The sequence below is a fragment of the Paraburkholderia aspalathi genome, from assembly GCF_900116445.1.
In the GTDB taxonomy this organism is placed as follows: domain Bacteria; phylum Pseudomonadota; class Gammaproteobacteria; order Burkholderiales; family Burkholderiaceae; genus Paraburkholderia; species Paraburkholderia aspalathi.
In genome coordinates, this window is record NZ_FPBH01000025.1 from 42,074 (window position 1) to 68,213 (window position 26,140).

General features: G+C 63.2%; 24 protein-coding genes. 18 read left to right on the forward strand and 6 right to left on the reverse strand.

Annotation, left to right across the window (positions count from 1 at the left end; genetic code table 11):
• Positions 1 to 30 precede the first annotated feature (30 nt).
• From BM438_RS31015 to BM438_RS31025, 3 genes are all read left to right on the forward strand, one after another.
• Positions 31 to 726, forward strand: a complete 696-nt coding sequence (locus BM438_RS31015; protein WP_093642673.1) for an alpha/beta hydrolase — start codon at positions 31 to 33, stop codon at positions 724 to 726.
• A gap of 83 nt (positions 727 to 809) precedes the next feature.
• Positions 810 to 1,664, forward strand: coding sequence for an alpha/beta fold hydrolase (locus BM438_RS31020; protein ID WP_093642677.1), 855 nt, complete (start codon positions 810 to 812; stop codon positions 1,662 to 1,664).
• 90 nt (positions 1,665 to 1,754) lie between these two features.
• Positions 1,755 to 2,525: an SDR family oxidoreductase gene (locus BM438_RS31025; RefSeq protein ID WP_093642680.1), complete on the forward strand. Its 771-nt coding sequence runs from the start codon at positions 1,755 to 1,757 to the stop codon at positions 2,523 to 2,525.
• 79 nt (positions 2,526 to 2,604) lie between these two features.
• Here BM438_RS31025 and BM438_RS31030 read toward each other — a convergent pair whose 3' ends face one another.
• Complete coding sequence (locus BM438_RS31030) at positions 2,605 to 2,979, reverse strand: VOC family protein (protein ID WP_093642683.1); 375 nt, start codon at positions 2,977 to 2,979, stop codon at positions 2,605 to 2,607.
• 172 nt (positions 2,980 to 3,151) lie between these two features.
• Here BM438_RS31030 and BM438_RS31035 point away from each other — a divergent pair, with 172 nt between their 5' ends.
• The 4 genes from BM438_RS31035 to BM438_RS31050 all read left to right on the forward strand — a co-directional run bounded on the left by BM438_RS31035 (position 3,152) and on the right by BM438_RS31050 (position 8,492).
• Positions 3,152 to 3,844, forward strand: a complete 693-nt coding sequence (locus BM438_RS31035; protein WP_093642685.1) for an NnrU family protein — start codon at positions 3,152 to 3,154, stop codon at positions 3,842 to 3,844.
• A 388-nt stretch (positions 3,845 to 4,232) separates the two neighbouring features.
• Positions 4,233 to 6,551, forward strand: coding sequence for a sigma-54 interaction domain-containing protein (locus BM438_RS31040; RefSeq protein ID WP_093642688.1), 2,319 nt, complete (start codon positions 4,233 to 4,235; stop codon positions 6,549 to 6,551).
• Positions 6,541 to 7,758 (forward strand): S-methyl thiohydantoin desulfurase domain-containing protein, encoded by a 1,218-nt coding sequence (locus tag BM438_RS31045; protein ID WP_093642691.1) that lies wholly within the window; start codon positions 6,541 to 6,543, stop codon positions 7,756 to 7,758. The genes BM438_RS31040 and BM438_RS31045 overlap by 11 nt, the downstream gene beginning before the upstream one ends.
• 8 nt (positions 7,759 to 7,766) lie before the next feature.
• Complete coding sequence (locus BM438_RS31050) at positions 7,767 to 8,492, forward strand: aspartate/glutamate racemase family protein (RefSeq protein ID WP_093642981.1); 726 nt, start codon at positions 7,767 to 7,769, stop codon at positions 8,490 to 8,492.
• 1,216 nt (positions 8,493 to 9,708) lie between these two features.
• Here BM438_RS31050 and BM438_RS31060 read toward each other — a convergent pair.
• A complete protein-coding gene (locus BM438_RS31060; RefSeq protein ID WP_093642697.1) occupies positions 9,709 to 10,530 on the reverse strand; it encodes an IclR family transcriptional regulator in 822 nt (273 codons plus the stop codon).
• Positions 10,531 to 10,683: 153 nt separating this feature from the next.
• On the opposite strand from BM438_RS31060, the gene BM438_RS31065 reads away from it, so the two are divergent.
• Genes BM438_RS31065 through BM438_RS31080 form a run of 4 tightly spaced genes read left to right on the forward strand, consistent with a single transcriptional unit; the run spans position 10,684 to position 14,169 of the window.
• Positions 10,684 to 11,448, forward strand: coding sequence for a substrate-binding periplasmic protein (locus tag BM438_RS31065; RefSeq protein ID WP_054041519.1), 765 nt, complete (start codon positions 10,684 to 10,686; stop codon positions 11,446 to 11,448).
• 29 nt (positions 11,449 to 11,477) lie between these two features.
• The gene (locus BM438_RS31070) at positions 11,478 to 12,134 is read left to right on the forward strand and encodes an amino acid ABC transporter permease (RefSeq protein WP_093642700.1); all 657 of its coding nucleotides are present in this window, start codon (positions 11,478 to 11,480) and stop codon (positions 12,132 to 12,134) included.
• Positions 12,131 to 12,880, forward strand: coding sequence for an amino acid ABC transporter ATP-binding protein (locus BM438_RS31075; RefSeq protein ID WP_093642703.1), 750 nt, complete (start codon positions 12,131 to 12,133; stop codon positions 12,878 to 12,880). The genes BM438_RS31070 and BM438_RS31075 overlap by 4 nt, the downstream gene beginning before the upstream one ends.
• Positions 12,877 to 14,169, forward strand: coding sequence for an NAD(P)/FAD-dependent oxidoreductase (locus BM438_RS31080; RefSeq protein WP_093642706.1), 1,293 nt, complete (start codon positions 12,877 to 12,879; stop codon positions 14,167 to 14,169). Before BM438_RS31075 ends, BM438_RS31080 begins: the two co-directional genes overlap by 4 nt.
• A 40-nt stretch (positions 14,170 to 14,209) precedes the next feature.
• Here the strand turns inward: BM438_RS31080 and BM438_RS31085 are convergent, their stop codons facing one another.
• Positions 14,210 to 15,088: a LysR family transcriptional regulator gene (locus BM438_RS31085; protein ID WP_093642709.1), complete on the reverse strand. Its 879-nt coding sequence runs from the start codon at positions 15,086 to 15,088 to the stop codon at positions 14,210 to 14,212.
• Between BM438_RS31085 and BM438_RS45030 the strand changes: the two genes are divergently transcribed.
• The 3 genes from BM438_RS45030 to BM438_RS31100 are packed head-to-tail and all read left to right on the forward strand — an operon-like array spanning position 15,069 to position 16,778.
• A complete protein-coding gene (locus BM438_RS45030; RefSeq protein ID WP_143131794.1) occupies positions 15,069 to 15,281 on the forward strand; it encodes a hypothetical protein in 213 nt (70 codons plus the stop codon). The two genes, BM438_RS31085 and BM438_RS45030, sit on opposite strands and share 20 nt — an antisense overlap.
• A 10-nt stretch (positions 15,282 to 15,291) precedes the next feature.
• Complete coding sequence (locus BM438_RS31095; RefSeq protein ID WP_093642714.1) at positions 15,292 to 16,119, forward strand: pirin family protein; 828 nt, start codon at positions 15,292 to 15,294, stop codon at positions 16,117 to 16,119.
• A gap of 53 nt (positions 16,120 to 16,172) precedes the next feature.
• Positions 16,173 to 16,778: an isochorismatase family protein gene (locus BM438_RS31100; RefSeq protein ID WP_093642717.1), complete on the forward strand. Its 606-nt coding sequence runs from the start codon at positions 16,173 to 16,175 to the stop codon at positions 16,776 to 16,778.
• 84 nt (positions 16,779 to 16,862) lie between these two features.
• On the opposite strand, the gene BM438_RS31105 is transcribed toward BM438_RS31100, so the two are convergent.
• Positions 16,863 to 17,450 (reverse strand): ATP phosphoribosyltransferase regulatory subunit, encoded by a 588-nt coding sequence (locus BM438_RS31105; RefSeq protein ID WP_093642984.1) that lies wholly within the window; start codon positions 17,448 to 17,450, stop codon positions 16,863 to 16,865.
• A gap of 283 nt (positions 17,451 to 17,733) precedes the next feature.
• Entirely contained in the window at positions 17,734 to 18,393 is a 660-nt protein-coding gene (locus BM438_RS31110) for an NADPH-dependent F420 reductase (protein WP_093642719.1), read from the reverse strand.
• Positions 18,394 to 18,525: 132 nt separating this feature from the next.
• Here BM438_RS31110 and BM438_RS31115 point away from each other — a divergent pair, with 132 nt between their 5' ends.
• From BM438_RS31115 to BM438_RS31130, 4 genes are all read left to right on the forward strand, one after another.
• The gene (locus BM438_RS31115; protein WP_093642722.1) at positions 18,526 to 19,422 is read left to right on the forward strand and encodes a LysR family transcriptional regulator; all 897 of its coding nucleotides are present in this window, start codon (positions 18,526 to 18,528) and stop codon (positions 19,420 to 19,422) included.
• A 298-nt stretch (positions 19,423 to 19,720) separates the two neighbouring features.
• Positions 19,721 to 20,308, forward strand: a complete 588-nt coding sequence (locus tag BM438_RS31120) for a DUF2760 domain-containing protein (RefSeq protein WP_093642724.1) — start codon at positions 19,721 to 19,723, stop codon at positions 20,306 to 20,308.
• A complete protein-coding gene (locus tag BM438_RS31125) occupies positions 20,305 to 22,155 on the forward strand; it encodes an Hsp70 family protein (protein WP_093642727.1) in 1,851 nt (616 codons plus the stop codon). The genes BM438_RS31120 and BM438_RS31125 overlap by 4 nt, the downstream gene beginning before the upstream one ends.
• Positions 22,152 to 25,058, forward strand: coding sequence for an Hsp70 family protein (locus tag BM438_RS31130; protein ID WP_093642731.1), 2,907 nt, complete (start codon positions 22,152 to 22,154; stop codon positions 25,056 to 25,058). The genes BM438_RS31125 and BM438_RS31130 overlap by 4 nt, the downstream gene beginning before the upstream one ends.
• Here BM438_RS31130 and BM438_RS31135 read toward each other — a convergent pair.
• Positions 25,055 to 26,086: a diguanylate cyclase gene (locus tag BM438_RS31135; RefSeq protein ID WP_244179502.1), complete on the reverse strand. Its 1,032-nt coding sequence runs from the start codon at positions 26,084 to 26,086 to the stop codon at positions 25,055 to 25,057. The genes BM438_RS31130 and BM438_RS31135 overlap by 4 nt on opposite strands.
• Positions 26,087 to 26,140 lie beyond the last annotated feature (54 nt).

Below are 26,140 nucleotides of genomic sequence, written 5' to 3' on the forward strand. Positions count from 1 at the left end.
CAGCACCCCATTCCTTCAAAGGAGCGAGAAATGTCTACTGGCAATGTGAGCGTGGTGCTTGTGCACGGCGCGTGGGCAGATGGATCAAGCTGGAGCAAAGTCGTCGAACGCCTGAAGGCACGCGGCATCAGCGCAGTAGCGGCGCCATTGCCGCTGACCTCGTTGCATGACGACGTGGCCGCCCTCAACAGAACGCTGGAGCGCATTGAAGGTCCGGTTGTTCTTGCCGGGCATGCGTACGCCGGCGCAATAATCGGATCGACGCGCGCCGACAACGTCAAGGCGCTGGTGTATGTCGCCGCGCTTGCGCCTGCCGAAGGCGAAACGGTGGGCGATGTGTTCTACCGTGGCGAAGCGCATCCGCTGGCGCCCAAACTGTCACCGGATCAGCATGGCCTGATCTGGCTGCCCGAAGAGGCATTCGCAGCGGCGTTCGCGCAGAACGCCACGGCGCAGGAATTGACGGTGCTCGGTGCGGTTCAACGTCCCATTTCAGTGTCGTGCATTGGCGAGCCGGTCGGGCGCCCGCTCTGGACCGAGCGGCCGAGCTGGTTCCTGACCGCGGAGCAGGACCGGATGATCAGTCCCGACACGCAACATTTCATGGCACAGCGCATGAAGGCACGCGTGCATTCACACCAGGTCGATCACACGCCCATCGTCACAGCCTCCGACATCGTCACCGACGTGATCGTCGAAGCGGTTCAAGACGTCTCGGCGCGCTAGGGATTACTCAAACCTGTCATACCGACAGGCGTTGTTCGCGCCTGCCATTTCGAACGTACGTCTACCCAACCGGAAGTCAACTCATGTCCGCCATTTCCTATCGTTACGCTGACGTCGACCACATCAAGGTGTTCTATCGCGAAGCGGGTCGTCCGACCGCGCCGAAACTGCTCCTCCTCCACGGTTTTCCGAGCTCGAGCCACATGTTTCGGGACCTGATCCCGTTACTGGCTGAGTACTTCCATATCGTCGCGCCCGATCTGCCTGGTTTCGGCCAGTCGGACATGCCGAGCCGCGATGCCTTCACGTACACGTTCGACAACATCGCCACCGTGATCGAACGCTTCACCGAGCAGATCGGTTTCGACCGCTTTGCCATGTACGTATTCGACTACGGCGCGCCGACCGGCTTCCGGCTTGCACTCAGGCATCCCGAGCGGATCGCGGCGATCATCTCGCAGAACGGTAACGCGTATGAAGAAGGCCTGAGCGAAGGCTGGAATCCGATTCGCGCTTACTGGCAGGATCCGTCACAAGCCAATCGCGAGGCGCTTCGCGCGATGCTGACGCACGACGCGACCATGTGGCAGTACACGCATGGCGTTCAGAACAAGGCTTCCGTATCGCCGGACGGCTACTTGCTTGACGAGTTCTATCTGAGCCGCCCGGGCGCGCACGAGATCCAGCTCGATCTGTTCGGCGACTACCGGAACAATGTCGCGTTGTATCCCGCATTCCAGGAGTATTTCCGCAGTCACCAATCCCCGTTGCTCGCTGTGTGGGGGCAAAACGATCCGTTTTTCCTGCCGCCTGGCGCCAAGGCGTTCAAGCGCGACATCCCGAATGCCGAGGTGCGCTTTTTCGACACCGGCCACTTCGCGCTGGAAACGCATGCGGCGGAGATCGCAGCGGCTATTGCCGGATTTCTGATTCGCTGACAGGCGAACGCGGCGTGGTGGTTGTCCATTGAATCGCTGGTTTAGCGACTCATCGGATCCAGTTCAGTTCAGGAATGAAGGAGAAAGGAAATGTCGAACAAGGTAGCAATCGTTACAGGTGCGAGCCAGGGTATCGGCCGTTCAACCGCCATCAGGTTGGCGCGAGACTTTGCGTCGGTGGTGGTGGTTGCGCGCAATCGTGAGAACCTCGCCCAGACCGCTGACGAAGTCAGAAAGGCAGGCGCAAAAGCGCTTCCAATCGACCTCGATCTGTCAGATCCGGAAGCCGCACAGAAGGTGGTCGATCAGACGCTGTCGGCGTTCGGCCGGATCGACGCATTACTCAACATCGCGGGCGCGGTACCGCAGATCGATGTCTTCGAGATGAGCGACGATCAATGGGACCGCGGTTTCGCGCTGAAGCTGCACGGCGCGCGGCGCTTGACGATCGCGGCATGGCCGTCGTTGAAGAAAACCTCAGGGTCGGTTGTGCTGATGTCGGGTAACTCGGCGCTGTTTCCCAAAGCACCCTACGCCGCCGTGGGCACGATCAACGCGGCGATTGTGGCGCTGGCGAAGGCTTTTTCGGACCGTGGGATTGCAGACGGCGTGCAGGTCAACAGCGTGCTGCCGGGCCCGGTAATGACCGGTCGGCGGCAATCCTACCTGGAGCGTTGGGCGCCGCTCCACAACATGACGGTCGAAGAAGCGACGGCGCGCTTTCCGGTCGAAGCGGGAATCGCGCGCTACGGCACACCCGAAGAGATCGCCGAGTTGATGGCGTTCATCGTGTCGCCCGGGGCGCACTGGATGACGGGCTCGACGCTGAGGATGGATGGCGGCGAGGTCAAGTCGATCTGAACAGCCGTCAACCTGACCGTTCGCCGCGAGGCCCGAAGCGGACGCGCGCCGGGCCTCGCGAGTCCGCTAGATAGAAGGACTAAGCTTCGGGTTTGTGGCAAACCAGTTCGATGTTGTGCCCGTCCGGACCAATCACAAAAGCTGCATAGTAGTTCGCGTGGTAATGCGGGCGCAGACCCGGCGCACCATTGTCTTTGGCACCCGCTTCCAGCGCCGCGCGATAGAAAGCTTCGACTTGCTGGCGATTGTCGGCCGTGAATGCCAGATGAAGATGCGCAGGCTTCTCGTCGGTCTGGTACAGGCACAATGAAGCCTTGCCCGGCGGGCTAAGCTCGACGCCATACGTCGGCGTCCCCTCCCCGACAACCGCTACGCCGATCGGTTCGAGTGCCTTGAGGAAGAACGCTTTGCTCGCTGCATAGTCGCTGACTCCGAATTTGACGTGGTCGAACATGGGCTCTCCTGAAGTGTGTGGGCCTGCGTAAGGCCGGACGTGATTTAGAGATCTCCGCGATGTTGCCACATGCAGCCACAAGAAGGGAAAGCGCAAAGGAGTAATCTTCGGTACTGGAAATCGAACACGCGCAGTACGGTCAGCCAGCGATATAACGTGAGGAGCCGGACCAATGGGAAGCACCAGCGCAGTTGCGGCGGCGGCAGTCGCCTTCGTGGGGAGTCACTTTGTTTTATCCCATCCGCTGCGCAGGCGGCTGGTCAGCGCGATTGGCGAAACGGGGTTCCTGGGCGTCTATTCGCTGGTGGCGTTCGCGACGCTCGGCTGGTTGATTGCCGCCTACCTGAAGGCGCCTTTGACGGCACCACTATGGCAGGCAGGAGACGGGGTCTGGGCGGTTGCAACCGTGATCATGCTGATAGCATCGATCCTCCTGATGGGCTCTCTGATTCGCAACCCGGCGCTGCCCACCGGCGGCGGGCCCGCTGCATTCCCGGCAGCGGCGCTCGGCGTGTACGCAGTGACTCGCCACCCGATGATGTGGTCGTTCGTACTGTGGGGGCTGTGTCACATCGCTGTGTTCCCAGTAGCCAAGAGCAACATCGTTGCAGCGGCTATTGTGATTCTCGCGCTCGTCGGCGCCGCCTTGCAGGACCGGAAGAAAGAGCAGCTTCAGCCCGATCTCTGGCCTGAGTGGGAGTCGAAGACGAGCTACCTGCCGTTCGCGGCGATCGCCGCTGGCCGGGCGCGGCTGGGCGGCTTCGGCTTGCATGCATTGTTGGGCGGTTTCGTTGTGTGGCTCGTCGCGACTTGGGCTCATATGCCGCTCACCGGATGGGCCGCGGGTATCTGGCGCTGGCTGTAAACGCAGCCCCCAATCTTCACACTCACCTTTTATTCGATGAGCCCGGCACGGCATCCGGGACACGTTTCATTCCCCGCTGATATTTACATTCCCCACTGATACTTTCCTTTCTACGGCCACTGCCGCCGCAGAGTACCCATCCGCTTGCCCACCCTCGCAGCACACTGCAATGCAATCCGCAATCGCGTTGTTGCGAGGGTTATTTTCGAAAAGACAACATCGGCAACAAGCCGTCATACTCTGTCTCTTTATTACGGTGGACGGATTCGACCACGCAATTGGACAAACTGGCCAGACGCCAGACCGATTTGCATGACCGTCCGCCCCGTCTTTTCGACGGTAATTTCCGCGTTGCGCAACACGCGGATCAAGTGGAGCGTATTTTGTAATGAGTTACACCCCTGACGTTCCGTTCGCTCACGACAAGGCTGATTCCGGCGCCTTCGTAGGCGGCGCGCCAGCGTTTCGCCAACTGGTCCGCATGATCGATCGGGTTGCCCCCACCGATCATCCCTTGCTCATTTTTGGGCCGACTGGTTCAGGCAAGGAACTGGTCGCTCGCCGTGTGCACGCACACAGCCTGCGTCAGGATCAACCCTTCGTCGACGTCAACTGCGGCGCGATTCCGGAGAACCTCGTCGAAGCCGAATTGTTCGGCCACGTTAAAGGCGCCTTCACCGGCGCGGGCGAAAACCGCCAGGGACTTTTCCAGCAGGTCGGCAAGGGCACGCTGCTGCTCGATGAAATCGGCGAACTGCCGCTCGCGCTGCAACCCAAACTGCTGCGCGTACTTGAAACGCGAACTTTCCGTCCGATTGGTTCGTCAACCAGTCTGCACTTCGCAGGACGCGTGGTTGCCTCAACTCACCGCGACCTGCGCGAACTCGCACGCGAAGGGCTCTTCCGCGAGGACCTTTTCTACCGGCTCGCGGTCTTCGTGCTTGCCGTGCCCGGACTCGAACAGCGCGTCGAGGACATCCCCGCGCTTGTCACCCACTTCGCGTCGCAGCACGCACGTCGTCTGGAATTTTCGCCGGCCGCCGTTCGCCGGCTTGCCCAGCACGCATGGCCGGGCCACATCCGGCAATTGCGCAACCTGATCAGCCAGTTGAGCGTGCTCGCCGAAAACACGAACATCGACGTCGACTCGCTCGAGCCGTTTCTCGCCAACGAAACCGGCGGACCGGTGTCGCGCGGCAGCCTCGCCGACATGCTGCTGCAACTCGAAGGACGCGACAAACTCGCGGCAGCCGAAGACCTTTTGATCGACCGCGCGCTCGAGCGGACCGGGCGCAACAAGAGTGCGGCAGCCACCCTGTTGGGCGTAGGCCGCAAGACAATCGAGCGGCGTCTGAAGTCGCGCGAGGAACATCACCGTGAAGCGCGCAAGTGTCTCGAACATGCGAGCGCGCTGATCGAGGAATCGAAGTTCGCCGAAGCCATTCCGCCGTTGCGCCGCTGCCTCGACCTGCTGCAAACACCGCACGAACAGGAGGCCGCGCGCCGTCTTCAGTTCGACGCCTACCGCTTGCTCGGCATGAGCCTGCGTAGCGTGCACGGCTGGCTGTACGCGGAGGCCACCGCTTGCTACGCCGCCGCGCTGGCCGTCGGCGAAGGCGTCTGTACCCCCGCCGAAATCGCCGCGATCCAGTTCGGCGTCTGGACCACGCAGCTGACGACGCTGCAACTCAAGCAAGCGCGCGCAACCGCGCAGAACATGCTGGAGCGCGCGCAGAACGGCGGCGACCGGGTGTCGCTCGACGAAGCTCACGTCGCGATGACAAACACCCTCTTCTGGCTCGGCGACAGCGAAGAAGCCCTCGCCTGTCTCGCGCGCGGCAACCTGCTTGGCGTGGCGCGCGACGACACCCGTACCGGCTCGCAAGGGATCGATCTCGCCAGTCTCGCGTTGACTTTCGAAGGACTCGCGGCCTACCAGATCGGCGCCTTCGGACAGGCGCGGCGCGCCATGGAAATGTTGATCCTGCGCGCCTCGGAGCCAGGCGCGCACGCGTTCGCTCATGCCGTCAACCTGCAGGGCGCCTCCTGGCTCGCCTGCCTGTTCGAAGACATGGACCGGCTGGGGCATCTCGCGAGCGAACTCGAGTCGGTCTCGATCGCGAACGGCTTCGCGTTCTACCGGGGCGTCGGGCAGGTCCTTCGCGCCTGCCACCTCAGTGCGCTCGGCCATTCCGATGAAGCGGAAACTGTCATGCTCGACGGCTACGATAACCACGTCGTTTGCAACGGCGGTGCGCTGTTCTATTCCTTCATGGCCTGGCAGCACGGCGAGCTGCTGCTGCGCGCCGGCCGCGCGAAAACCTGCGAGGCGATGCTCGCCACCGCGATCGATGAGACTCTCGCCCGTCAGGAACGTGTCTACCTGGGCGAGTTGCTGGTTACCCGGGCGCGCGCGCAGTGGGCACTCGGCGAGGTGAACGCGGCGGAACTGGGTCTGCGTACCGCGTTGTCCACCGCGCTTGCGTTTGGTTCGGTGCCGGCGCGCGTGGACGCCGCGCGTTATCTCGCCGATCTGCTGCGTGCCACCGGACGCATCGCCGAAGCAATCGACATCCTCGAGCGCGGTTTGCGTTCGCTGACGACTGATTCGACCACGCGTGTCACCAGCGCCATGAGTTTGCTCGCCGAACTCCAGCGCGAAGTTTCTATCGACGTCTATACGAAAGGAATAACAAATGGCCTATGAGTTACGCAAGGAAGACCTGGAACCGCTGCTGCTAGGGGCCGCGTTCTTTGGCAGCGGTGGCGGCGGCACAATCGAATCCGCGCGGCACCTGGCTGCGCATTTTGTCCCCGGCGATTACTACTCGACCGACACGATCAAGGTTGTGTCCGTCGAAGAAGCCACCGAAGGCGCGGCGGTCATGGTCGCCTATCTCGGTGCGCCCGAAGCGATCAATTCAGCCATCTACCCGCTCGGGCCGGTGACGGCTGTGCAGAATGTCCAGGCCCGGCTCGAATCGCAATCCACCAGACTCGCCTATGTGATGCCGCCGGAAAGCGGCGCGCTGGGCTTCACGGTGGCGGCGCTCGTGGCGGCGAAGCTCGGCCTTGCGGTCATCGACGCTGACGGAGCCGGCCGCGCCGTTCCCTCGCTGCCGATGCTCACCTTCGCGGCCGCCGAAATCGATCCGCGCCCGGCGTTCCTTGTGAGCCAGGGCGGCCTGTGCGTCGAACTCGACGTGACGCCGCGCGGCAGCAACCAAGGTGGTCCGACCCATCAACGCGACGTGTCGGCGATCGTCGAACAGATGATGCGTCCGGTCGTCGCCGATCCCGAGTTCGGCCAGTTCGGCGGCCTCGCGATGTGGGTCATGAAGCCGGCCGATATCGGCCGCGCGACACCCATCCGCGGCACGCTAAAACGCGCGCTGGACCTCGGGCGCGCGGTGCAGGCCGGGCAGATCGGCAGCGCCCAGCAGATGATCGGCTATCTCAATGAGCGTTGCGGGCTCGCCGCGCGGGCTATCTCGGAGCCGGGCGAGCTGGTCTCGGCCGAAGTCGACACGAGCGGCGGCTTCGACGTCGGCAAGATTCGCATTCAGGCCGGCCAGCATACCTACACGGTGATGTACCAGAACGAGTCGCTGCTCGCGTGGGACAGCGCGAGTCCGCAGCCGATCGTGCTGTCGCCGGACAGCGTCGCCTATTTCGTCGGCGGCGAAGGCCAGTCGATCTACAGCAACGGCGACCTCGTGCAGGATGACGGTTCGCTGAACCCGGCAATCGGCAAGCGCCCCGTCACGCTGATTGCCTGGCGTGCCGAAGCCGAACTGCGCAAGCCCGGTCTGATTCTCGACAGCTTCATGCAGTTGCTGAACTCGCTCTGCTATCTCGGGCCGTATGTGCCGCTGGAATCGCTCCCCTCCACGATCAGGGGAAACCTGTCTTGAACACGCCTTTGAATCCCACTCTGCGCATCTGTGTGCTCGTGCCCGTCGCCACGTCGCAATACAACGAGCGCATCCTGAAGGCAATCGCACCGGTCGTGCCGCCGGACGTCCAGGTCGAGATCCGCAACATCACGCAGGGGCACCCCGATATCGAGAACCGCACGAACTGGCTGCAGAACGGCATGCCGGTGGTCGAACTTGCGCAAGCAATCGCAAACGACGGTTTTGACGGGATCTGGCTGACCGACTTCGATATGTGCGGCGTTGAAGCCGCGCGCGAGGTGATCGACATTCCGATCATCGGCGGCTTTCCCGCTACGGCCTTTACGGCGCTCGCGCTCAGCCAGCGCTTCTCGATCGTCACGATCCTGCAAAGCACGCTCGCTATGCAGCGCGGTCATCCGCAGACCTATGGCATCCAGGACTCGTTCGCGTCGATCCGTGCGATCAACTGCCCCGTCGCGCAACTCGACGACGTCGATGTGGTGGTCATTCGCACCTTCGAAGCGGCGCTGAAGGCGATCAAGAAGGACGGCGCGCAGTCCATTCTGCTCGGGTGCACCGGTTTCGTGGATGTCGCGAGCCGCGTCTCCCAGTTGCTCACCAAGGAACTGGGCGCCTATGTGCCGGTGATCGATCCGAATCAGGCCGGGTTCAGCTTCCTCGTGTCATTGGTGCGTATGCAGGTGCGCCCCAGCCGGTTGACCTATAGCAAGGTCAGCCTCCAGTCGTAAGCAGCACTGCCTTCCCTGCCTGTCTGTCCATCCGGCGCGGCGCGCGATTGCCGCGCGGCGCCGGATGTTCTCGCCTCAATCAGCCTCTTCCCCACACGCCTTCCTGCCGACTCGCCGGGTTCGTCGTCATACGGACGAATTAGTCCTTCAATGCGCCACGATTTGCCGATTGGACGAAATCGTCCACTTCCGGGCGTGCGCATGGACGAGACTGTCCAATGCCGCGACTGAAACGTTTCGACATTCCCGCTGCCATGCGGCTTCGCAGCATGGCACATTGATTGCTTATATACGGTTGATGGCCGCCACCGACCGATAAAAACGACCACCAAGGCTGCAGTAGTACCCAGAACGTGCAATAAACCTGCCAGACAAGCCGGGGAGCCTGAGGGACCAAAAAAGATCGCGCGCTGCAATGTGTTCGACGCACCGACGTCTGGCGACGTCCTGTTTGTTTGCGGATCGCCGACGTTGCTGATCGAGGGATCGCCGTGAATCGTCACGATCCTGTGGTTAGTGATCCGAACCATGTTTGACGCGCGATCAACGCCAACGATACCAAGTCGCTGGCGGCAGTTTGAGAGAGGGCTGTGCTGTTGTTGTAGCTGTAACTGTTGTGTGTCGGCACGCGGCAACCGAATACTTCCGTAGAGAAGATCGTTGCAATGCGTAAAACCGACATGGTGGAATCCGCCTGGCTATGCATCAGGCGGGCCGCTCCGAGGTTCGGCCGTCGTTGCCTCCCTTTGCGGGGACAAGCAGCGGCGGCCCGCCCTTTTAATTTGTCCGCGTCAATCGCGGCACATCGACCGATCCTGCGTGAAGCACGTTGCGGCACTCACGCACCCGGCCACCCCACAGGTTTTTCCGGATAGCCAGGTAAGCGGTCTTTTTGCGTTGCGTTGCATTGCATTACCGCGCAGTCCACCGCGCGGACGAGAATCTGCTTTAGAAGCCCTGAGCGGTGTCAGATAGTTAGCGGCGTCGCGAACGGACCAGACTGGCCATCCACGGGGAAATCGAACAATGCACCACCATCTTTTCGAAAGCGAACTCGTTCATCTTGAACGCGTAGTGGCATGCGCGCCGCAAAAACCTTTTCCGCCGACCTACTGGCGCGACCGCGTCGAACATCTGAAAAACTCCCCGCAGGCGCCGATGTACCGCCATCGCATTGCGCGCCTTTCCCGCCTTGTCGGCGAACTGCACGGATAGGTCAACCCAGCGTCCTGATCGAATTGCTGATGCCACGCGCGCAATCGATCACCGCGGGTGCGAGGCGCTGCTCGGCATCAGCTAGCGTCCAGCGACTGGTCGGCGCGACCACATGCACCGACGCCACGGGTCGTCTTTCACCATCCAGCACGGGCGCCGCAATCGTCATGTCGCCGATGAACAGTTCCTCACGGTTCGACGTATAACCCCTGCGGCGCGCTTCCCCGAGCAGCGCTTCGATCTCGCCGATGTCCGTCACCGTGTACTGCGTATGCGCGACACGGTCGTTCGCCTCGAGCAGCGTGCGCACTTCGTCGTCCGGCAGCGCGCTCAGATAGGCGCGGCCTGATGCCGTGCAGTACATCGGAATGCGGCTGCCTATCGGCATGTGAATCGGCACGAACTTCATGCAGACAAAACGCGCGACGTACAGCATCTCCGCGCCGTCCGGCTCGGTCAGGCTGGTCGTCTCGCCCGTCACGTTCGTGAGCTCGGAAAGGAACGGATTGGCCACATCGATGAGCGTATCCGCCGCGAGGTAGTTGAACCCAATCTGCACGACACGCGGGGTCAGCTGATAGCGCTTCGTGCGGGGATGTTTGCGCACGTAACCGAGCTTCTCCAGCGTGTAGATCATCCGTTGCGCTGAACTCTTCGTGATCGAAGTCGCCTCGGCCACTTCCGGCAGGCTCATGGTCCGGCGTTGCGCGCTGAATGCGCGCAGCACTGCGATGCCTTTTTCCAGCGATTGATTGAAGAGCGCGTCCGGCACTTCGCCCGGCGCTTCGCTCTCGCTTGCCTGCTCCACCCCTTTGCCGCTCATGGAAATACCCAATGGTGATCGTGATGCATTGACGTTAGCATATCGAATATCGATACGCAAATAATGTTAATCGATATTTTTGACTCGAATATGATGAAGTCAAACCAGCCACCGATTCCTCAATCGTAGTCCGTCACCGTCGTGGAGAATCTCATGATCCAGTTAGTCAAGCGCATCGCCGGCGCAGCCGTCGCGCTGTTGGTCCTCGCAGCAACGCCGGCCATGGCGGCCGCCGAGCCTGAGTACACGGTCGGCGCGACGGCCACCGGCGTGCCGTTCACCTTCCTCGACGTGAAAAGCAACTCGATCCAGGGTCTGCTGGTCGATGCGATCACCGCAACCGGCAAGGCCGCCGGTTTCGACGTGAAGGTGGAACAGACCACCTTCTCCGCGCTGATCCCGTCGCTCACCACGAAGAAGATCGACGTGATCTCCGCCGCCATGCTGAAGACGCCGGCCCGCGAGCAGGTCGTCGACTTCTCCGACACGGTCTATTCGTATGGCGAAGGTCTGATCGTGCGCGCCGACGACAAGGGCAAGTACACGTCGATGGACGATCTCAAGGGCGAAGTGGTCGGCGCGCAAGTGGGCACCGCCTTCGTCGACGCGCTGAACAAGAAAGGCATCTTCAAGGAAGTGCGCACGTACGACTCGGTCGCGGACATCATGCGCGACGTCGCGCTCGGCCGCATCAAGGCAGGCTTCGGCGACCATCCGATCATCGCGTACCAGTTGCAGAAGAACCCGAACCCGCAGTTGCGGCTCGTCGACGGTTATCAGCCGAGCGTGAAGGGCCAACTGTGCTTCGTGGTGCGCAAGGGCGATAACGCAACGCTGGAGAAGCTGAACGCCGGTATCCGCAAGATCAAGGCAGACGGCACGCTCACGCAGATCATCAAGAAGTGGCAGGTGGAATGACGCGGCTCGCTGCCTGAGGAGATCACGTCATGTTCATCCAGAATGCGCTCGACTTCCTGCCGATCCTGCTGAAAGGCGCGGTCGTCACTGTCGAGATCACCTTCTGCGCGTTCGTTCTCAGTACGCTCCTCGGGCTCGTGCTGGCGCTCATGCGCGTGTCGTCGAACAAGGTGCTCTCGAACGCGGCGGCCACGTTCATCAACGTGATTCGCGGCCTGCCGATCATCGTGCAGCTGTTCTACATCTACTTTGTGCTGCCCGATCTCGGCGTGCAGTTGAGCGCGTTCCAGGCGGGTTTCATCGGGCTAGGCGTTGCCTACTCGGCGTATCAGGCGGAAAACTTTCGCGCCGGCATTCAGGCAATCGACCACGGCCAGATCGAAGCCGCGCAATCCATCGGCATGCGTAGCCCGCTGATCATGCGCCGCGTGATCCTGCCGCAAGCGTTTCGAATCGCCCTGCCGCCGTATGGCAACACGCTCGTGATGATGCTGAAGGACTCGTCGCTGGCGTCGACCATCACCGTCGCGGAAATGACGCGGGCCGGCCAGCTGATTGCGTCGTCGACATTCCAGAACATGACGGTATTCACGCTCGTCGCGCTGCTCTATCTCGCGCTCAGCCTGCCGCTCGTCTACGGCTTGCGGCGCCTCGAGCGCCGTCTCGGTCAGAAGGGAAAGCGATGATCGAAGTTCAATCCATTCACAAGCGCTTCCACGATCAGGAGGTGCTCAAGGGCGTCAGCCTCAACGTCGAAGCCGGCCAGGTCGTCTGTCTGATCGGGCCGTCGGGCTCGGGCAAGTCGACGCTCCTGCGCTGCATCAACGGTCTCGAAACCTACGACGCGGGCACGATCACTGTCGAAGGCGCGCGCGTCGACGCCAGGTCGAAGCACATCCATGAGTTGCGCACGCAGGTCGGCATGGTGTTTCAGCGCTTCAATCTGTTTCCGCATCGCACGGCGCTGGAGAACGTCTGCGAAGGGCCGCACTATGTGAAAAAGGAAGCCGGCGATGCGGCGCGCAAGAAAGCGCGGCATTTGCTCGACAAGGTTGGCCTCGCGCACCGGATGGACGCGTATCCAGCGGAGCTTTCGGGCGGCCAGCAACAGCGCGTCGCCATTGCGCGTGCTCTGGCGATGGAGCCGAAAGCCATTCTGTTCGACGAACCGACTTCCGCGCTCGATCCGGAACTCGTCGGCGAAGTGCTCGGCGTGATGCGGCAACTCGCGAACGACGGCATGACGATGATCGTCGTCACGCACGAGATGGGCTTCGCACGCGAAGTAGCCGATCGCGTGTGCTTTCTGTACGACGGCACCATTTGCGAGGAAGGCGCGGCAGCCGATCTGCTCGAGCGGCCGACTCATCCGCGCACGCGCGATTTTCTGCGCCGCATGCTCACGCCCACGTCGAATGGAATCGCTCAATGAAGTCAGTAGAAGCAGGCCAGCCGTTGCCGCCCTCGCTCTGGGCTGCCACCGCTGAGGCCGCGGTGCGCACGCCGCCGCTCGATGCACCGAAGCGTGTTCAGGTGGCGATTGTGGGCGCGGGTTACACGGGCTTATCCACGGCGCTGCATTTGAGCGAACTCGGTGTGGACGTCTGCGTGATCGATGCGAACGAGCCGGGCTGGGGCGCATCGGGACGCAATGGCGGACAGGTGATCCCGGGTCTCAAGTACGACCCCGACGAACTCTTGCGCCGGTTTGGCCCGGAGGATGGCGACGCGCTCGTCAGGATGGCGGGCGGCGCAGCCGACACGGTGTTCGATCTGATCGAGCGCCACAGCATCGCATGCGATGCGACACGCGCCGGCTGGATTCAGCCCACGCATTCGACCAGACTGCTCGATACGCTGCATGCGCGGGCGCGCCAGTGGGAATCGCGTGGCGCGCGCGTCGAGTTACTTGATCGCGCGCAGATTGCGCAGCGGCTCGGCACGGAGGCGTTTGTCGGGGGCTGGGTGGACCGCCGCGCGGGCAGCGTGCAACCGCTCAGCTACGCGCGGGGACTGGCGCGCGCGGCCCTCGCGCGTGGCGTGGCGATTCACGGCACGACGGTCGCGAGCCGTCTCGAACAGCGCGCCGATGGATGGCGCATTCACACGGCTCACGGACCGGCTATCGACGCGCGTCAGGTCCTGCTTGCAACCAATGGATACAGCGATTCGCTGTGGCCGGGGATCGCGCAGTCGGTGATCGCGGCGAACAGCTTCATCGTGGCGACGAAGCCGCTCGCCGCGAAGATCAGCGAAAGCATACTGCCCGGGCGTGAAGTGGCGTCGGATTCGCGGCGCTTGCTGCTGTACTTCCGGCGCGACAGCGAAGGCCGCCTGTTGATTGGCGGCCGCGGACCTTTTCGCGAACCACGCGGTGCGGCGGACTGGGCGCACCTCGAACGCGCCGCCAGATTGTTGTACCCGCAACTGTTGGACGTCGAGTACGAGTATCGCTGGGCCGGACGCATCGCCATCACGCGGGATTTCCTGCCGCATGTTCATCTGCCCGCAGCGGGACTGACAATCGCGCTAGGCTACAACGGCCGCGGGATCGCGATGGCCACGACGCTCGGCAAGCACCTCGCTGCGCATCTGGCAGGCGCGACGCGTGGACTGCCGTTGCCGCCGACATCGATCCGGCGGATCCCGCTGCACGCGCTTCAGCGCTTTTATATCAGCGCTGGGGTTGCGTGGTATGGATTGCTCGATGCGATGAGTTAGATCGAACGTTGGGAATGTGGCCGGTCATGCTCCGGCCTATTCACGCCCCCAGATGTTCGCGCAAGAACTCGATGAAACGTTGTGTCTTCGCGGGCAGCAACCGCGTCTCGGTGATGGCGTAGACGGGAACAGACGGCGCTTGCCACTCTGGCATCACCCGATGCAACAGCCCGGCAGCGACATCATCGGCCGCGATTTCTTCAGGCAGCACGGCAATGCCGAGATCGAGCGTCGCCAGTCGCCGGATCATGCCGACGCTGTTAAGCAAAAACCGGCCGCCTACTGCAATCTCGACCGTTTCCTTTCCCCGATGAAGACTCCATCCGGCGACTTCCGCCGGCTTGAGACGCAAGCACTCGTGCCGCAAGAGATCGGCCGGCTCACCTGGCTCACCATAAAGTTCGACATAGCGCGGCGATGCATAGAGATACCGCGGCAAACGAGCGAGCTGTCGCGCGATCAGATTCGAGCTCGGCGGCTCGCCCATGCGAATCGCGACATCGACGGGTTCGGTGACCAGGTCGACGCGACGCGGCGTGAGGTCAAACTCGAAGCTGATGCCCGGATAGCGCCGGGCGAATTCCGCGAGCAAAGGCGCGAGAAAAATATTCGCGAAATCGACCGGCAACGACGCGTGTAACACGCCAACTGGCTGCGCCAGCATCTCACCGAGCTGCTCGTGCGCAAGCCGCGCCTCTTCCACGATGCGCCTCGCGCGTTCGAAGTAGAGCTGACCGGCTTCGGTCGGCTCGATCTTGCGCGTAGTCCGATGCAGAAGGCGCAATCCGATTGCCTTCTCCAGTGCACTGATCCGGCGCGACAGCGTCGAGTTGGGCACCCCGATTGCCTCGGCCGCGCGGCGAAAGCTCTTCGCCTTGACCACCTCGACGAACAGCGCCATGTCGTTCAGAAACTCCACCTCACTGCTCCAAAAATGGCTCAATGATTTCCATTTTGCCATCTTTATCCCACCTACGGTTTTCCGGATGATGACCACATCTGATGAACACGTCACCACTGAGGAGCACAAGATGCGTCAGCTTTTCACCCACGTCGCCCTGTTCGGTGCAAGCGTCGATCACTTCGCGCCGAGTGCGGCCGGTAACGTCTGAGGACCGGGCCATGTCAACCGCCATCGCCCGCATGCAGCGCGCCAATCGGGGAAGCCATTTCCGCGCGTACCGCCTGCATGGTTCCGATCCCTCGCAACTCGATCCCTTCATGGGTATCGACCACGCCTGGATGAGTGCGCCCACCTTCCCGCCGCATCCGCACGCCGGTTTCTCCGCGGTGACTTACCTGTTCCTCGACTCGGAGACAGGCATTGCCAACCGCGATTCGCTCGGTAACAGCACGCTGATCGAACCGGGCGGCCTGCATTGGACTGCTGCAGGACGGGGTGTGGTCCATGAAGAAAATCCCGCAGTGCGGGGGAGTACCACTCACCTGCTGCAAATCTTCGTCAATCTCCCGCAGGCAAAGCAGGATGCGGCGCCGTTCGCGCTGAGCCTCGCCCCTGAGGACGTGCCGGTGGTGGAGCGCCCCGGTGTTCGCGTCCGCGTTCCATTGGGCAGTTTTGACGGCATGCGCTCCCCGCTGACACCGCCGACGCAGGTCACCTTGCTGGACATCACGCTGAAGGCCGGCGCTGAGCTGGCGCTGCCGGTGGCCGCGAGCGAGCGCGCCTTCTTCATGCCGATCCACGGCCGCGCGGAGCTCGATGGCGAAGGCTTTGACCTCGACGACCTCGGTGCTCCGATCCTGCCGTCCGCGCCCGACACGACGACGCACAAGCTAGCAGCCATTGCTGGCGGCGCCAGGGTCGCCGTGTTCATCGGCGAACCGCTGCACCAGCCTGTGCTTTCAAACGGACCTATGGCTTTTGCGAGCGAGGAGAGCCTGATCGCGGCAACCGCCGCTTACCACCGTGGCGAGATGGGAAGGCTGTAACAGGCCTCCACGAACCCGGGGCATACGCCCCATCACTACTTAGGAGTTACTTCATGAAGGTTGAACGATTCACTGCCGACAACACCGCCTTGCTGCTGATCGACCATCAGGTCGGCACGATGCAACTGATCAAGAACATCGACCGCGAACTCGCTGCGAAACAGTCGATTGCGCTGGCCAAGATGGCGAAGATTCTCAATCTGCCGGTCGTGATCACGTCCAGTCAGGAAGACCATGCCCAAGGGCCGATTCTTCCGGAAATCGCCGCGATTCTGCCCGAAGCGCACGCGGCGCGAATCAAGCGCCCCGGCGTCGTCAACGCATGGGCCTATCCCGACTTCCGCGAAGCGGTGCTCGCTACGGGACGCAAGAACCTGATCATGGCCGGCGTGACCACCGACGTTTGCCTGATCTTCCCGGCAATTGATGCTGCGCTCGAAGGCTTTGGCGTGCAGGCAGTGATGGATGCTTCGGGATCGCCTAGCGATCTTTCTGAAGAGTTTTCGCGTCAACGGATGCACGATGCGGGCGTGGTGCTCACCGCCACCAACACGCTCATGGCGGAAATCGCGCAGGACTGGTCCACCCCTGCGGGACAACAGCTGATCACGTTGCTGTTCACCGATGTGTTCCCGGCTCTTGGCGCCGGCATCGCTTAAATCCGCAGCCACATCCTGTCGACTGAAGCGCATGGCGCTTCAGTCGACAGATCGGCTCGTGTTGATCAATCTCTACACGGCCTTCTACGCTAGCCCTTGAGCCACCATCGCAAGCAGCAACCGTTCTGCGCCGATGCCGAAACCCGCGCCTTCCCGATACGCCCCACCGCCGACGATCTGCTGTTGCGCGCCGAGTTCGGTGCAGCGCATCTCGAAGCCCATGCCGTTCAGGTAATAGCTAAGACCGCGTCGAGCCGAACTGTCGATTTCGTAGCGCAGTCCGAACGAATCCAGAAAACCCGCCACGATCTCCTGGCTGCGCAGGCTGGCCCGTTGAGGATCCGGGCAAAGATATTCGAAGCCGAGTTGCGAGAATTCGCGGTATCGGCCTGCCTGAGGCCGCTCATACCGATAGCACCGCGCGACATAGAACAGCATGCGCTCCGTCTGCCGCCCCAGTAATTCCGTGCAGCGCTCCTGAAAAAGCGCTGTCGCTTCCGGGATCAGACAGCACGGTCTGCCTTTCTTGTCCGGGAAAGCCCACATCTGTCCGATGACCTCACTGCCACCGGCTTTCTGGATAAAGGTGTCTTGTCCCCACAGCGCGGGAACGATCGCCTCCTCTGCCCCGGCTTCAATGAAGGTAGCTCCGGAAGCGATTTTCGAGTGCACGAATCTGTGCGGCTTCGGTTCCGACGATAAAACGGGTTCCACGGATCATGGTCATATCTGGTCTCTTGTGCGTAGAAATAAAAAAAGGCGCCCTTGGGCGCCTTGGTCGTTGGTGCATGAACGGGATCAGTGAAGTCCCGATTCCCTGCTATGGACGTAACGAACCACGGCGCAACAGCATGCGACCGTGATGGTGATGAAAGTTGAACAGTACGTTACGGGATTCCATGGAGGGCATAGTCGCATATCGATTTAATTTTGGGAACACATCGCCACGCGCTACTCAATGCCGCCACGATCCATGCGGCAACTCGACGTCCCGCTGCGCCGCCGCCAATCCTTCGACGATGCCCGCGCGATCCAGTGGAATGCAATAGACCGGCTTCGCACGCTCGAAACGCCAACTGTCGGTGAGCGCGCCGGCATCGACTGGATCGAAGCCGAACTGATCGAGAAGCTCGCGCACAACGTGTTTGGCCTGCTCGTCATTGCTGGCGAACGGCAAAGCCCGGCGATTCGACGCATCGGCAGGCTTGCCGTCCGTTTCGAGGTCCCTCGCCAGAATCGCGTTGAAGGCCTTGACCACTTTCGCACCCGGTAACGCGGCGGCCAGCATCTGACTGGTGGTCGTCGAGCGACTGTCGAGCGCCTCGATGTGGCCGTCGCGGTCGGGATAGTAGTTGCACGTGTCGATCACAATCTTGCCGTCGAGTGCCGCAACCGGCAGCGCGCCAATGTTGCTGAAGGGCACGGTTACCACCACCACATCGCCGAACTTCGCCGCCTCTTCAGCCGTACCGAGCGCGCAGCCAAGCACTGCGGCCGTACTGATCAAGGTCCGCGGATCACGGGAATTGCTGATCATCACTTCATGACCATGGTTCTTCGCGACGATCGCCATCGCGCGGCCGAGAAAACCGGCGCCGAGAATGCCTATCTTCATGTTTCACACTCCTGTTTATCCGCAGATCGCCCGGCTGAGCGCCCGCCCAGCGGTGAGAAGCACTATGATTCAAAACTTCAACCGGATAAACTGGCATAGTTTGATGGCTGTCGAAACCAGTAGTGGTGAATCATGGATCGTTTGACCAGCATGGCCGTGTTCGTGAAAACGGCCGACAGCGGCTCGTTCGCCGCGGCCGCGCTCGCCTTCGGCATCTCCGCGCAGATGGCCGGCAAGCATGTCAGCACGCTGGAGGAACGCGTCGGCGCGCGTTTGCTCAACCGGACCACGCGCCGCCAGAGCCTCACGGAGATCGGCCAGATTTTCTACGAACGCTGCAAGGCGCTGCTGGCGGATGCCGACGCGGCTGAATCCGTCGCGCAGGAGCTGTCTGCCTCGCCGCGCGGGCGTTTGCGCATCACGGCGCCGGTGACTTTCGGCGTCTGCTGTCTCGCGCCGATGATCACGCGTTACCTGAAGGCCAATCCCGAGGTACGGGTCGAGTTGGCGCTGACCGACCGCTTCGTCGATCTGATCGACGAAGGCTATGAAGCCGCGATCCGTCTCGGCTCGCTGTCGGATTCGTCGTTGATCGCGCGGCAGTTGATGCCGTACCGGCTGGTTGCCTGCGCGTCGCCCGGTTACGTGGCCGAGCGCGGCGAGCCGCAGACGCCGCAAGCGCTGGCGCAGCACGAGTGCCTGAGCTTCGTCTATACAAGCCTGCCGGTTGACACCGCATGGCGTTTCACTGATGCCGAGGGCGAACATGTGGTGCCGATCTCGGGCCGCTTTCAGGCCAACGACGTGAAAGCGCTGCTGGCCGCGGCCCTTAATGGGGGCGGAGTAATCCTCGCGCCCGAAGTGGCGGTGAAGGACGAACTTGCCGCGGGCAGGCTGGTACGTTTGCTGAACGGCTACGAAGCGCCCGCACGCCCCATGCATCTGGTGTTTCCGGCCAGCCGCGCCACCCCGAAACTGCGCGCGTTTATCGATCAGGTGGTGGCCGAATTCGGGCCGCACGCCGCGTGAAACGGGCCGCCGTGCACATCCGGAAGAGCGCCTCCACCGCCCGCCAATCTCCACCCATTAGCCGCTAGAATTCCCGCCTTTGCCCGCGTCGGGCGCGCGACAAGGCAAAATACTGGTTTTGCGCGCGCAAAACGCGCCGCGAATCCGGATGAATCAGACCTCGGCGGCAGGCTTGCCGCCGACCCTCGCCATGACGCATGACGACGGCCGCCCAGCACGCCAATCAGGCACGTCGGGCTCGTCGGGTGCGGCGCAGCCAGGACAGCTCGTCCTTTAACAGAGCCCCTCAGGAGCATTCATGACCGATTCGAACCCGTCTTTCCTCGGCAGGATTTCACTTGCCGTCAGTACATTTTTCAGCATCCTCGGCGATGGTGAATTCGCCGCCGGCGTGCTGCGTCTGCGTAACAGCGGCGCCGCTGCGGCGAGCGCAGCACCCGCACCCACGCCCGCTCCCGCCGCGGCACCGGCCCCCGCCCCGCAACCGGCCCCCACGCTGAAAGAAGCAAGCCCGGACGCCGCACTCCAACTGCTCGGTCTGCTGCAACGCGACGCGCGCTTCATCGATTTCGTCGAAGAAGACATCAAGGCCTATAGCGACGCCGACATCGGCGCCGCCGCCCGCCTCGTGCACGACGGCTGCCGCACGACGCTGCGCGAGCATTTCACGATCCGTCCGGTGCGCGACGAAGCCGAAGGCAGTCGCGTGACGCTGGCCGAAGGTTTCGACGCCACCTCGATTCGCCTGACCGGCAACGTGGTCGGCAAGGCGCCGTTCAACGGCAGCATCAGCCACCGCGGCTGGCGTGTCGACGAAGTGCGCCTGCCGAAGCTGACCGACAGCCACAACGCCAAGGTGATCGCACCCGCCGAGGTGGAGCTATGAGCGACGCACGCTTCTCAATCGGTATCGATCTGGGCACCACGCACTGCGCGCTGTCCTACGTGGACACCACGGCCAGCGATGGTGAAAAGACCACTCAAGGCGTGCTGCCGGTCGCACAACTTACCGGACCCGGCGCGATCGACAATCTCGATCTGCTGCCCTCGTTCCTCTACCTGCCGCATCCGGACGAACTCGCCTCGGGCGATCTGTACCTGCCGTGGACCGGCCAGCGCGAATTCGCGGTCGGCGAGTTCGCCCGCAGCCGCGGCGCGGCCACGCCGATCCGGCTCGTGTCGAGCGCCAAGAGCTGGTTGTGCCATCCGGGCGTCGATCGTCGCGCGGCGATTCTGCCGAACGACGCACCGCCCGAAGTCGCGCGCGTGTCGCCGCTCGAAAGCTCGGTGCGCTACCTGACGCACCTGCGCGAAGCGTGGGACCACGCGCATCCGGACGCGCCGTTCAGCCAGCAGGACATCACGGTGACGATCCCTGCGTCGTTCGATCCGGCTGCGCGCGAGTTGACCGCCGAAGCCGCCGAAGCCGCCGGCTACGGACGCATGACCTTGCTCGAAGAGCCGCAAGCCGCGCTGTATAGCTGGATTCAGAAGAGCGGCGGCCAGTGGCGCAAACAGGTCAAAGTCGGCGACATCATTCTCGTGGTCGACGTGGGCGGCGGCACGACTGACCTCTCGCTGATCGCCGTGATCGAGCGTGAAGGCAATCTCGAACTGCATCGCGTCGCGGTCGGCGAACACATTCTGCTCGGCGGCGACAACATGGACCTGGCGCTTGCCCACGTGGTCGCGCGCAAACTTGCGGCGCAGGGTACTCAGGCCGACGCGTGGCAACTGCGCGCCCTCACCTATGCCTGCCGCTCGGCGAAGGAAACGCTGCTCAGCGACCCGTCGACCGATACCGTGCCGCTCGTCGTGCCGAGCCGTGGCTCGAAGCTGATCGGCGGTTCGATCCGCACCGAACTCACGCGTGCGGAGTTGACCCAGACGATCCTCGAAGGCTTCTTCCCGCAGGTGGATAGCGCGGCGCGTCCAGTGAGCCGCGCGCGTGCCGGTCTGACGCAACTCGGCCTGCCGTATGCGCAGGACGCGGGCATCACGCGGCATCTGGCGGCCTTCCTTGGCCGTCAGGTGGGCGCGCTGGCCGAACTCGAAGGCTTGCGCGATATCGCCACGACGGAAGGCGCGACTTTCCTGCACCCTACTGCCGTGCTCTTCAACGGCGGTGTGTTCAAGTCGCCGCTGCTGGTCGAGCGGATCATGGGCACGCTCAACGGCTGGCTCGGTGCCGAAGGTGCGCCGCAAGCACGCCTGCTCGAAGGCGCGGATCTCGATCTCGCCGTCGCGCGCGGCGCGGCTTATTACGGCTACGTGCGGCGCGGCCAGGGCGTGCGTATCCGCGGCGGCACCGCACGCGCGTACTACATCGCGATCGAATCGGCGATGCCCGCCGTCCCCGGTCTCGAGCCGCCGGTGCAGGCGCTGTGCGTCGCGCCGTTCGGCATGGAGGAAGGCACGGACGCCGAATTGCCGGCGCAGGAATTCGGGCTGGTCGTCGGCGAGCCGGTGCACTTCCGCTTCTTCGGATCGTCGGTGCGTCGCCAGGATCAGGTCGGCACGCTGCTCGACTTCTGGGGTCCCGAGGAGTTGCAGGAACTGGAGGAAATCCAGGCAACGCTGCCGTCCGCCGGCCGCACCGCTGGTGAAGTCGTGCCAGTGAAACTGCATGCGCGCGTGACGGAAGCCGGCACGCTCGAACTCGAAGCCGTGCCGCGCGGCACCGACGAACGTTGGAAGGTCGAGTTCGACGTGCGCGGCAACGCCAATGCATGACTGAAGTGAAGCAGAAGCGCTACAGCGTCGGCATCGATCTCGGCACCAGCAACACGGTGCTGGCGTATGCCGCGGTGGGCTCGCAGGAAATTCGCGTCTTCGAGATCGATCAACTGGTGAGTCTCGGCGAAGTCGCCGCGCGGCCGTTGCTGCCTTCAGTGAGGTATCACGCGGCGCCGGGCGAGCTGAGTGCGGGCGATTTGCAGTTGCCGTGGCGCGCACCTGACAACGCGGTCGATCGTGCTGGCGAAAGTCAGCAGGATCCACCCGTAGTAATCGGCAGGCTCGCGCGTGCGCTCGGCGGCCAGGTGCCGGGACGGTTGGTGGCGAGTGCGAAAAGCTGGCTGTCGCACGCGTCGGTGGACCGGGTCGCACCGATCCTGCCGTGGGGCGCCGCGGACGATGTCCGCAAAGTCTCGCCGGTCGAAGCCAGCGCGAGCTATCTGGCGCACGTGCGGGCCGCCTGGAATCAACGCTTTCCCGACGCGCCGCTCGAAGCGCAAGACGTCGTGCTGACGGTGCCCGCTTCTTTCGACGAAGGCGCGCGAGCGCTGACGGTGGAAGCAGCGCGCATGGCAGGTCTGCCCACATTAAGGCTGCTCGAAGAACCGCAGGCCGCGTTCTACGACTGGCTGTTTCATCATCGCGACAGCCTTGCGACCGAACTGTCGGACACGCGACTCGTGCTGATCTGCGACGTGGGCGGCGGCACGACCGACCTCACGCTGATCGAAGTCCGCATGCGTGACGGCGAGCCGGAGCTCACGCGTATCGGCGTGGGCAACCATCTGATGCTCGGCGGCGACAACATGGATCTCGCACTCGCGCATCGCGTCGAGGCACGTTTGCCTCAAGCGGGCAACGAGCGCACGCGTCTGTCGGCGGCGAGCCTCTCACAACTGGTCGAGCGTTGCCGCGGCGCGAAGGAACAACTGCTCGGTCCAGACGCGCCGGAGTCGGCTTCGATCACGCTGCTCGGCGCGGGCTCGAAGTTGATCGGCGGCGCACGCACGGCGCAGGTCACGCGCGAGGAAGTCGAGCAGATCATCGTCGACGGCTTCTTTCCGGCGGTGGCATCGAACGAACGGCCCGGCAGGCCGCGCGGTGCGATCGTCGAGTTCGGCCTGCCCTATGCCACCGATGCCGCGGTCACGCGTCATATCGCGGCGTTTCTCAACCGCTTCGCGGCGCAGTCGCGTAAGGCGCTGGGTTCGGCTACTGATTCCTCCGCGCTTCCTTCCGATGCGGGTGAAGCTCAGGACGAGCCTTTGCCGGTGCCCGACACGCTGTTACTGAACGGCGGCGTATTCCGCGCTGAAGCGCTGGCGCAACGCCTGTCCAGCACTTTGGGCACGTGGCGCGGCGAAGCGCTCAACGTTCTGCACAACGACAATCCCGACGTCGCCGTGGCGCGCGGCGCGGTCGCTTATGCCCTCGCCCGCGCGGGCCAGGCGCCGAAAATCGGTGGCGGCTCGGCGCGCAGTTATTTCCTCGTGCTGGACGAAACGAGTGACGGCGCACGCGACGCCGAACCGACGCAACGCGGCATCTGCCTGCTTCCGCGCGGTACCGAAGAAGGTCACGAGATCCGGATCGAAGACCGTACGTTCGCGTTGCGCCTCGGCCACCCTGTGCGCTTTCACCTGGCCTCTTCAAGCGCGGATACCGTCTATCAACTAGGCGAACTTGCCGACCTTGCACAAGGCGATTTCGTTCGGCTGCCACCTATTGCGACGATCGTGCAACCGCGCGGCGCGAGCACGACGCGCGGCGAAACCGCCGTACAGATCGCAACGTCGCTGACCGAAATCGGCACGCTAGAAGTGCACTGCATCGAGCTCGACAATCCGGCGCAGCGCTGGCTGCTCGAATTCCAGTTGCGCCGCGAAGATGCTCAGGTGAACCTGGCGGCGGGTGCATCGCAAGCCCGACACCCCGCGCTCGACCAGGCGATCGACCATATCGACCGCTGCTTCGGCACGCGCGCGCAAAAAATCGACCCGAAAGAAATCAAACGCCTGCGCTCGCAACTCGAACAGCTGCTCGGGCCTCGCGAAGCTTGGAACAGCGCGCTGCTGCGTGAACTCTTCGGCGCGCTGTGGGAACGCGCGCGCCGTCGGCGGCGCTCGGCGGATCACGAACGCTCGTGGCTGAATCTTGCTGGCTATTGCGTGCGGCCTGGCTTCGGCTATCCGCTCGACGAATGGCGCGTGGAGCAACTCTGGTCGCTCTTCGACGACGGCATCCAGTACGTCAACGAAAGCCAGGTCTGGTCGGAATGGTGGACGCTATGGCGCCGCGCTGCGGGAGGCCTCGATGAAAGCGCGCAACTGCGCGTGCTCGACGCGATGGCCTATCTGCAAACGGCCGCGCAATCGCGTCACAAGTTGCCCTTCGACGTGTCGAAAACCGGCTTCACCGACATGGTCCGGCTGAGCGCATCGCTTGAACGTATTCCGGTCGAACGCAAGATCGAGCTCGGCGAGTCCGTGCTCACGCGCTTGAAGAAGCCCGCGGAAAATCATCAGAGCTGGTGGGCGGTCGGCCGCATCGGTGCGCGGCGGCCGTTCTATGGCAGCGCGCATAGCGTCGTGCCGCCGGACGTCGCGGCGCTTTGGCTGAACACGATCCTCGCGCTCGACTGGAAGAAGGTCGACCCCGCAGCGTTCGCCGCCGTGCAGATTGCCCGCATGACCGGTGACCGCTCGCGCGACCTGCCGGAAGACGCGCGCCAGGCCGTGGTGCGCAAACTCGAAGCAGCCAATGCGCCGCGCGCGTGGATCACGATGGTCGGCGAGACCGTGGAACTCGATGACGCCGACGAAGGCCGTGTGTTCGGCGAATCGCTGCCTGCGGGGTTGAAGCTGATAACGGCAGCGCTGTTGCGACGCGGCCTACCCTAGGCCATCGTCACCAGATTCCTGCCTTCGTGTTTCGAGCGGTACAGCGCCCGGTCCGCGCTCGCGAAACCCTCGCGATGCGCCAGCCGCGATCCCTCGGTCATACGCGTCAGCGAGGCGCCGACGCTCACCGTCACCATGCCGAGCGGCGAGGCGCGATGTTCGATCGCCAGATCTTCGACACCCTGCCGTAGCGCTTCGAGCGTGCGTTCAAGCGTCACCGGCTCTGCTCGCAGCACCAGCAGGCCGAACTCCTCGCCCCCCATGCGCCCGGCGATGATGCGCTCACCGTCGGCCGCCGCCTGCATCACCGAAGCCACCTTGCGCAAACAATGGTCGCCCGCCTGGTGGCCGTAGGTGTCGTTGTACTGCTTGAACCAGTCGACGTCGACCACCACCGAGCCCATCACGTCGCCCTCGCGTGCGTCTTTCCATTTGCGCGCGATGCTTTCCAGCAGGAAGCGGCGGTTGTACAACTGGGTGAGCGGATCGATCGCGGTGGCCGTGCGCATTTTCAGATCATTTTCGATCATCGCGCGCAGGTGGTAAAACACGCCACGTTGCGACGCATCGAGGCGGCCGGGCGCCGGGTCCATCGCGCACAGCGCGCCGACGATCTCACCGTTCGGCGCGCGCAGTGCAATCGCCGCGTAAAAGCGCACGAAGGGATGGCGCTGCACCAGCATGCATTCGCCGAAACGGGTGTCGTCGTGGGCATCCTCGATGACGAACAGGTCCGCGTCGCGCACCGCGTAGTCGGCCAGCGAGCGCGCGCGGGTCACGAGCGGCATCGCCATGCCGACTTCGGCCCGGTAGTGCTGATGCTCCTCGTCGAGCAGCGTGATCGCGGTGATCGCCGCGCCGGTCACGCTCTTCAGAATTTCCGCCGCGTGCGTGAAGCATTCGCGCATCACCTGATCGTCGTGCAACAGCCATTCGATGACCGACGATTCCACCTCGGGTTCGCCAGCGGCGGACGGATCAACCAACATCCTGCTGGACAGACGGTCGTTACTGTAAGCGAGATGCACGGCTGGTTCCCGGAAGTGACTAGCTCGTGTCAACGGCATCTGAATTCGAAACTT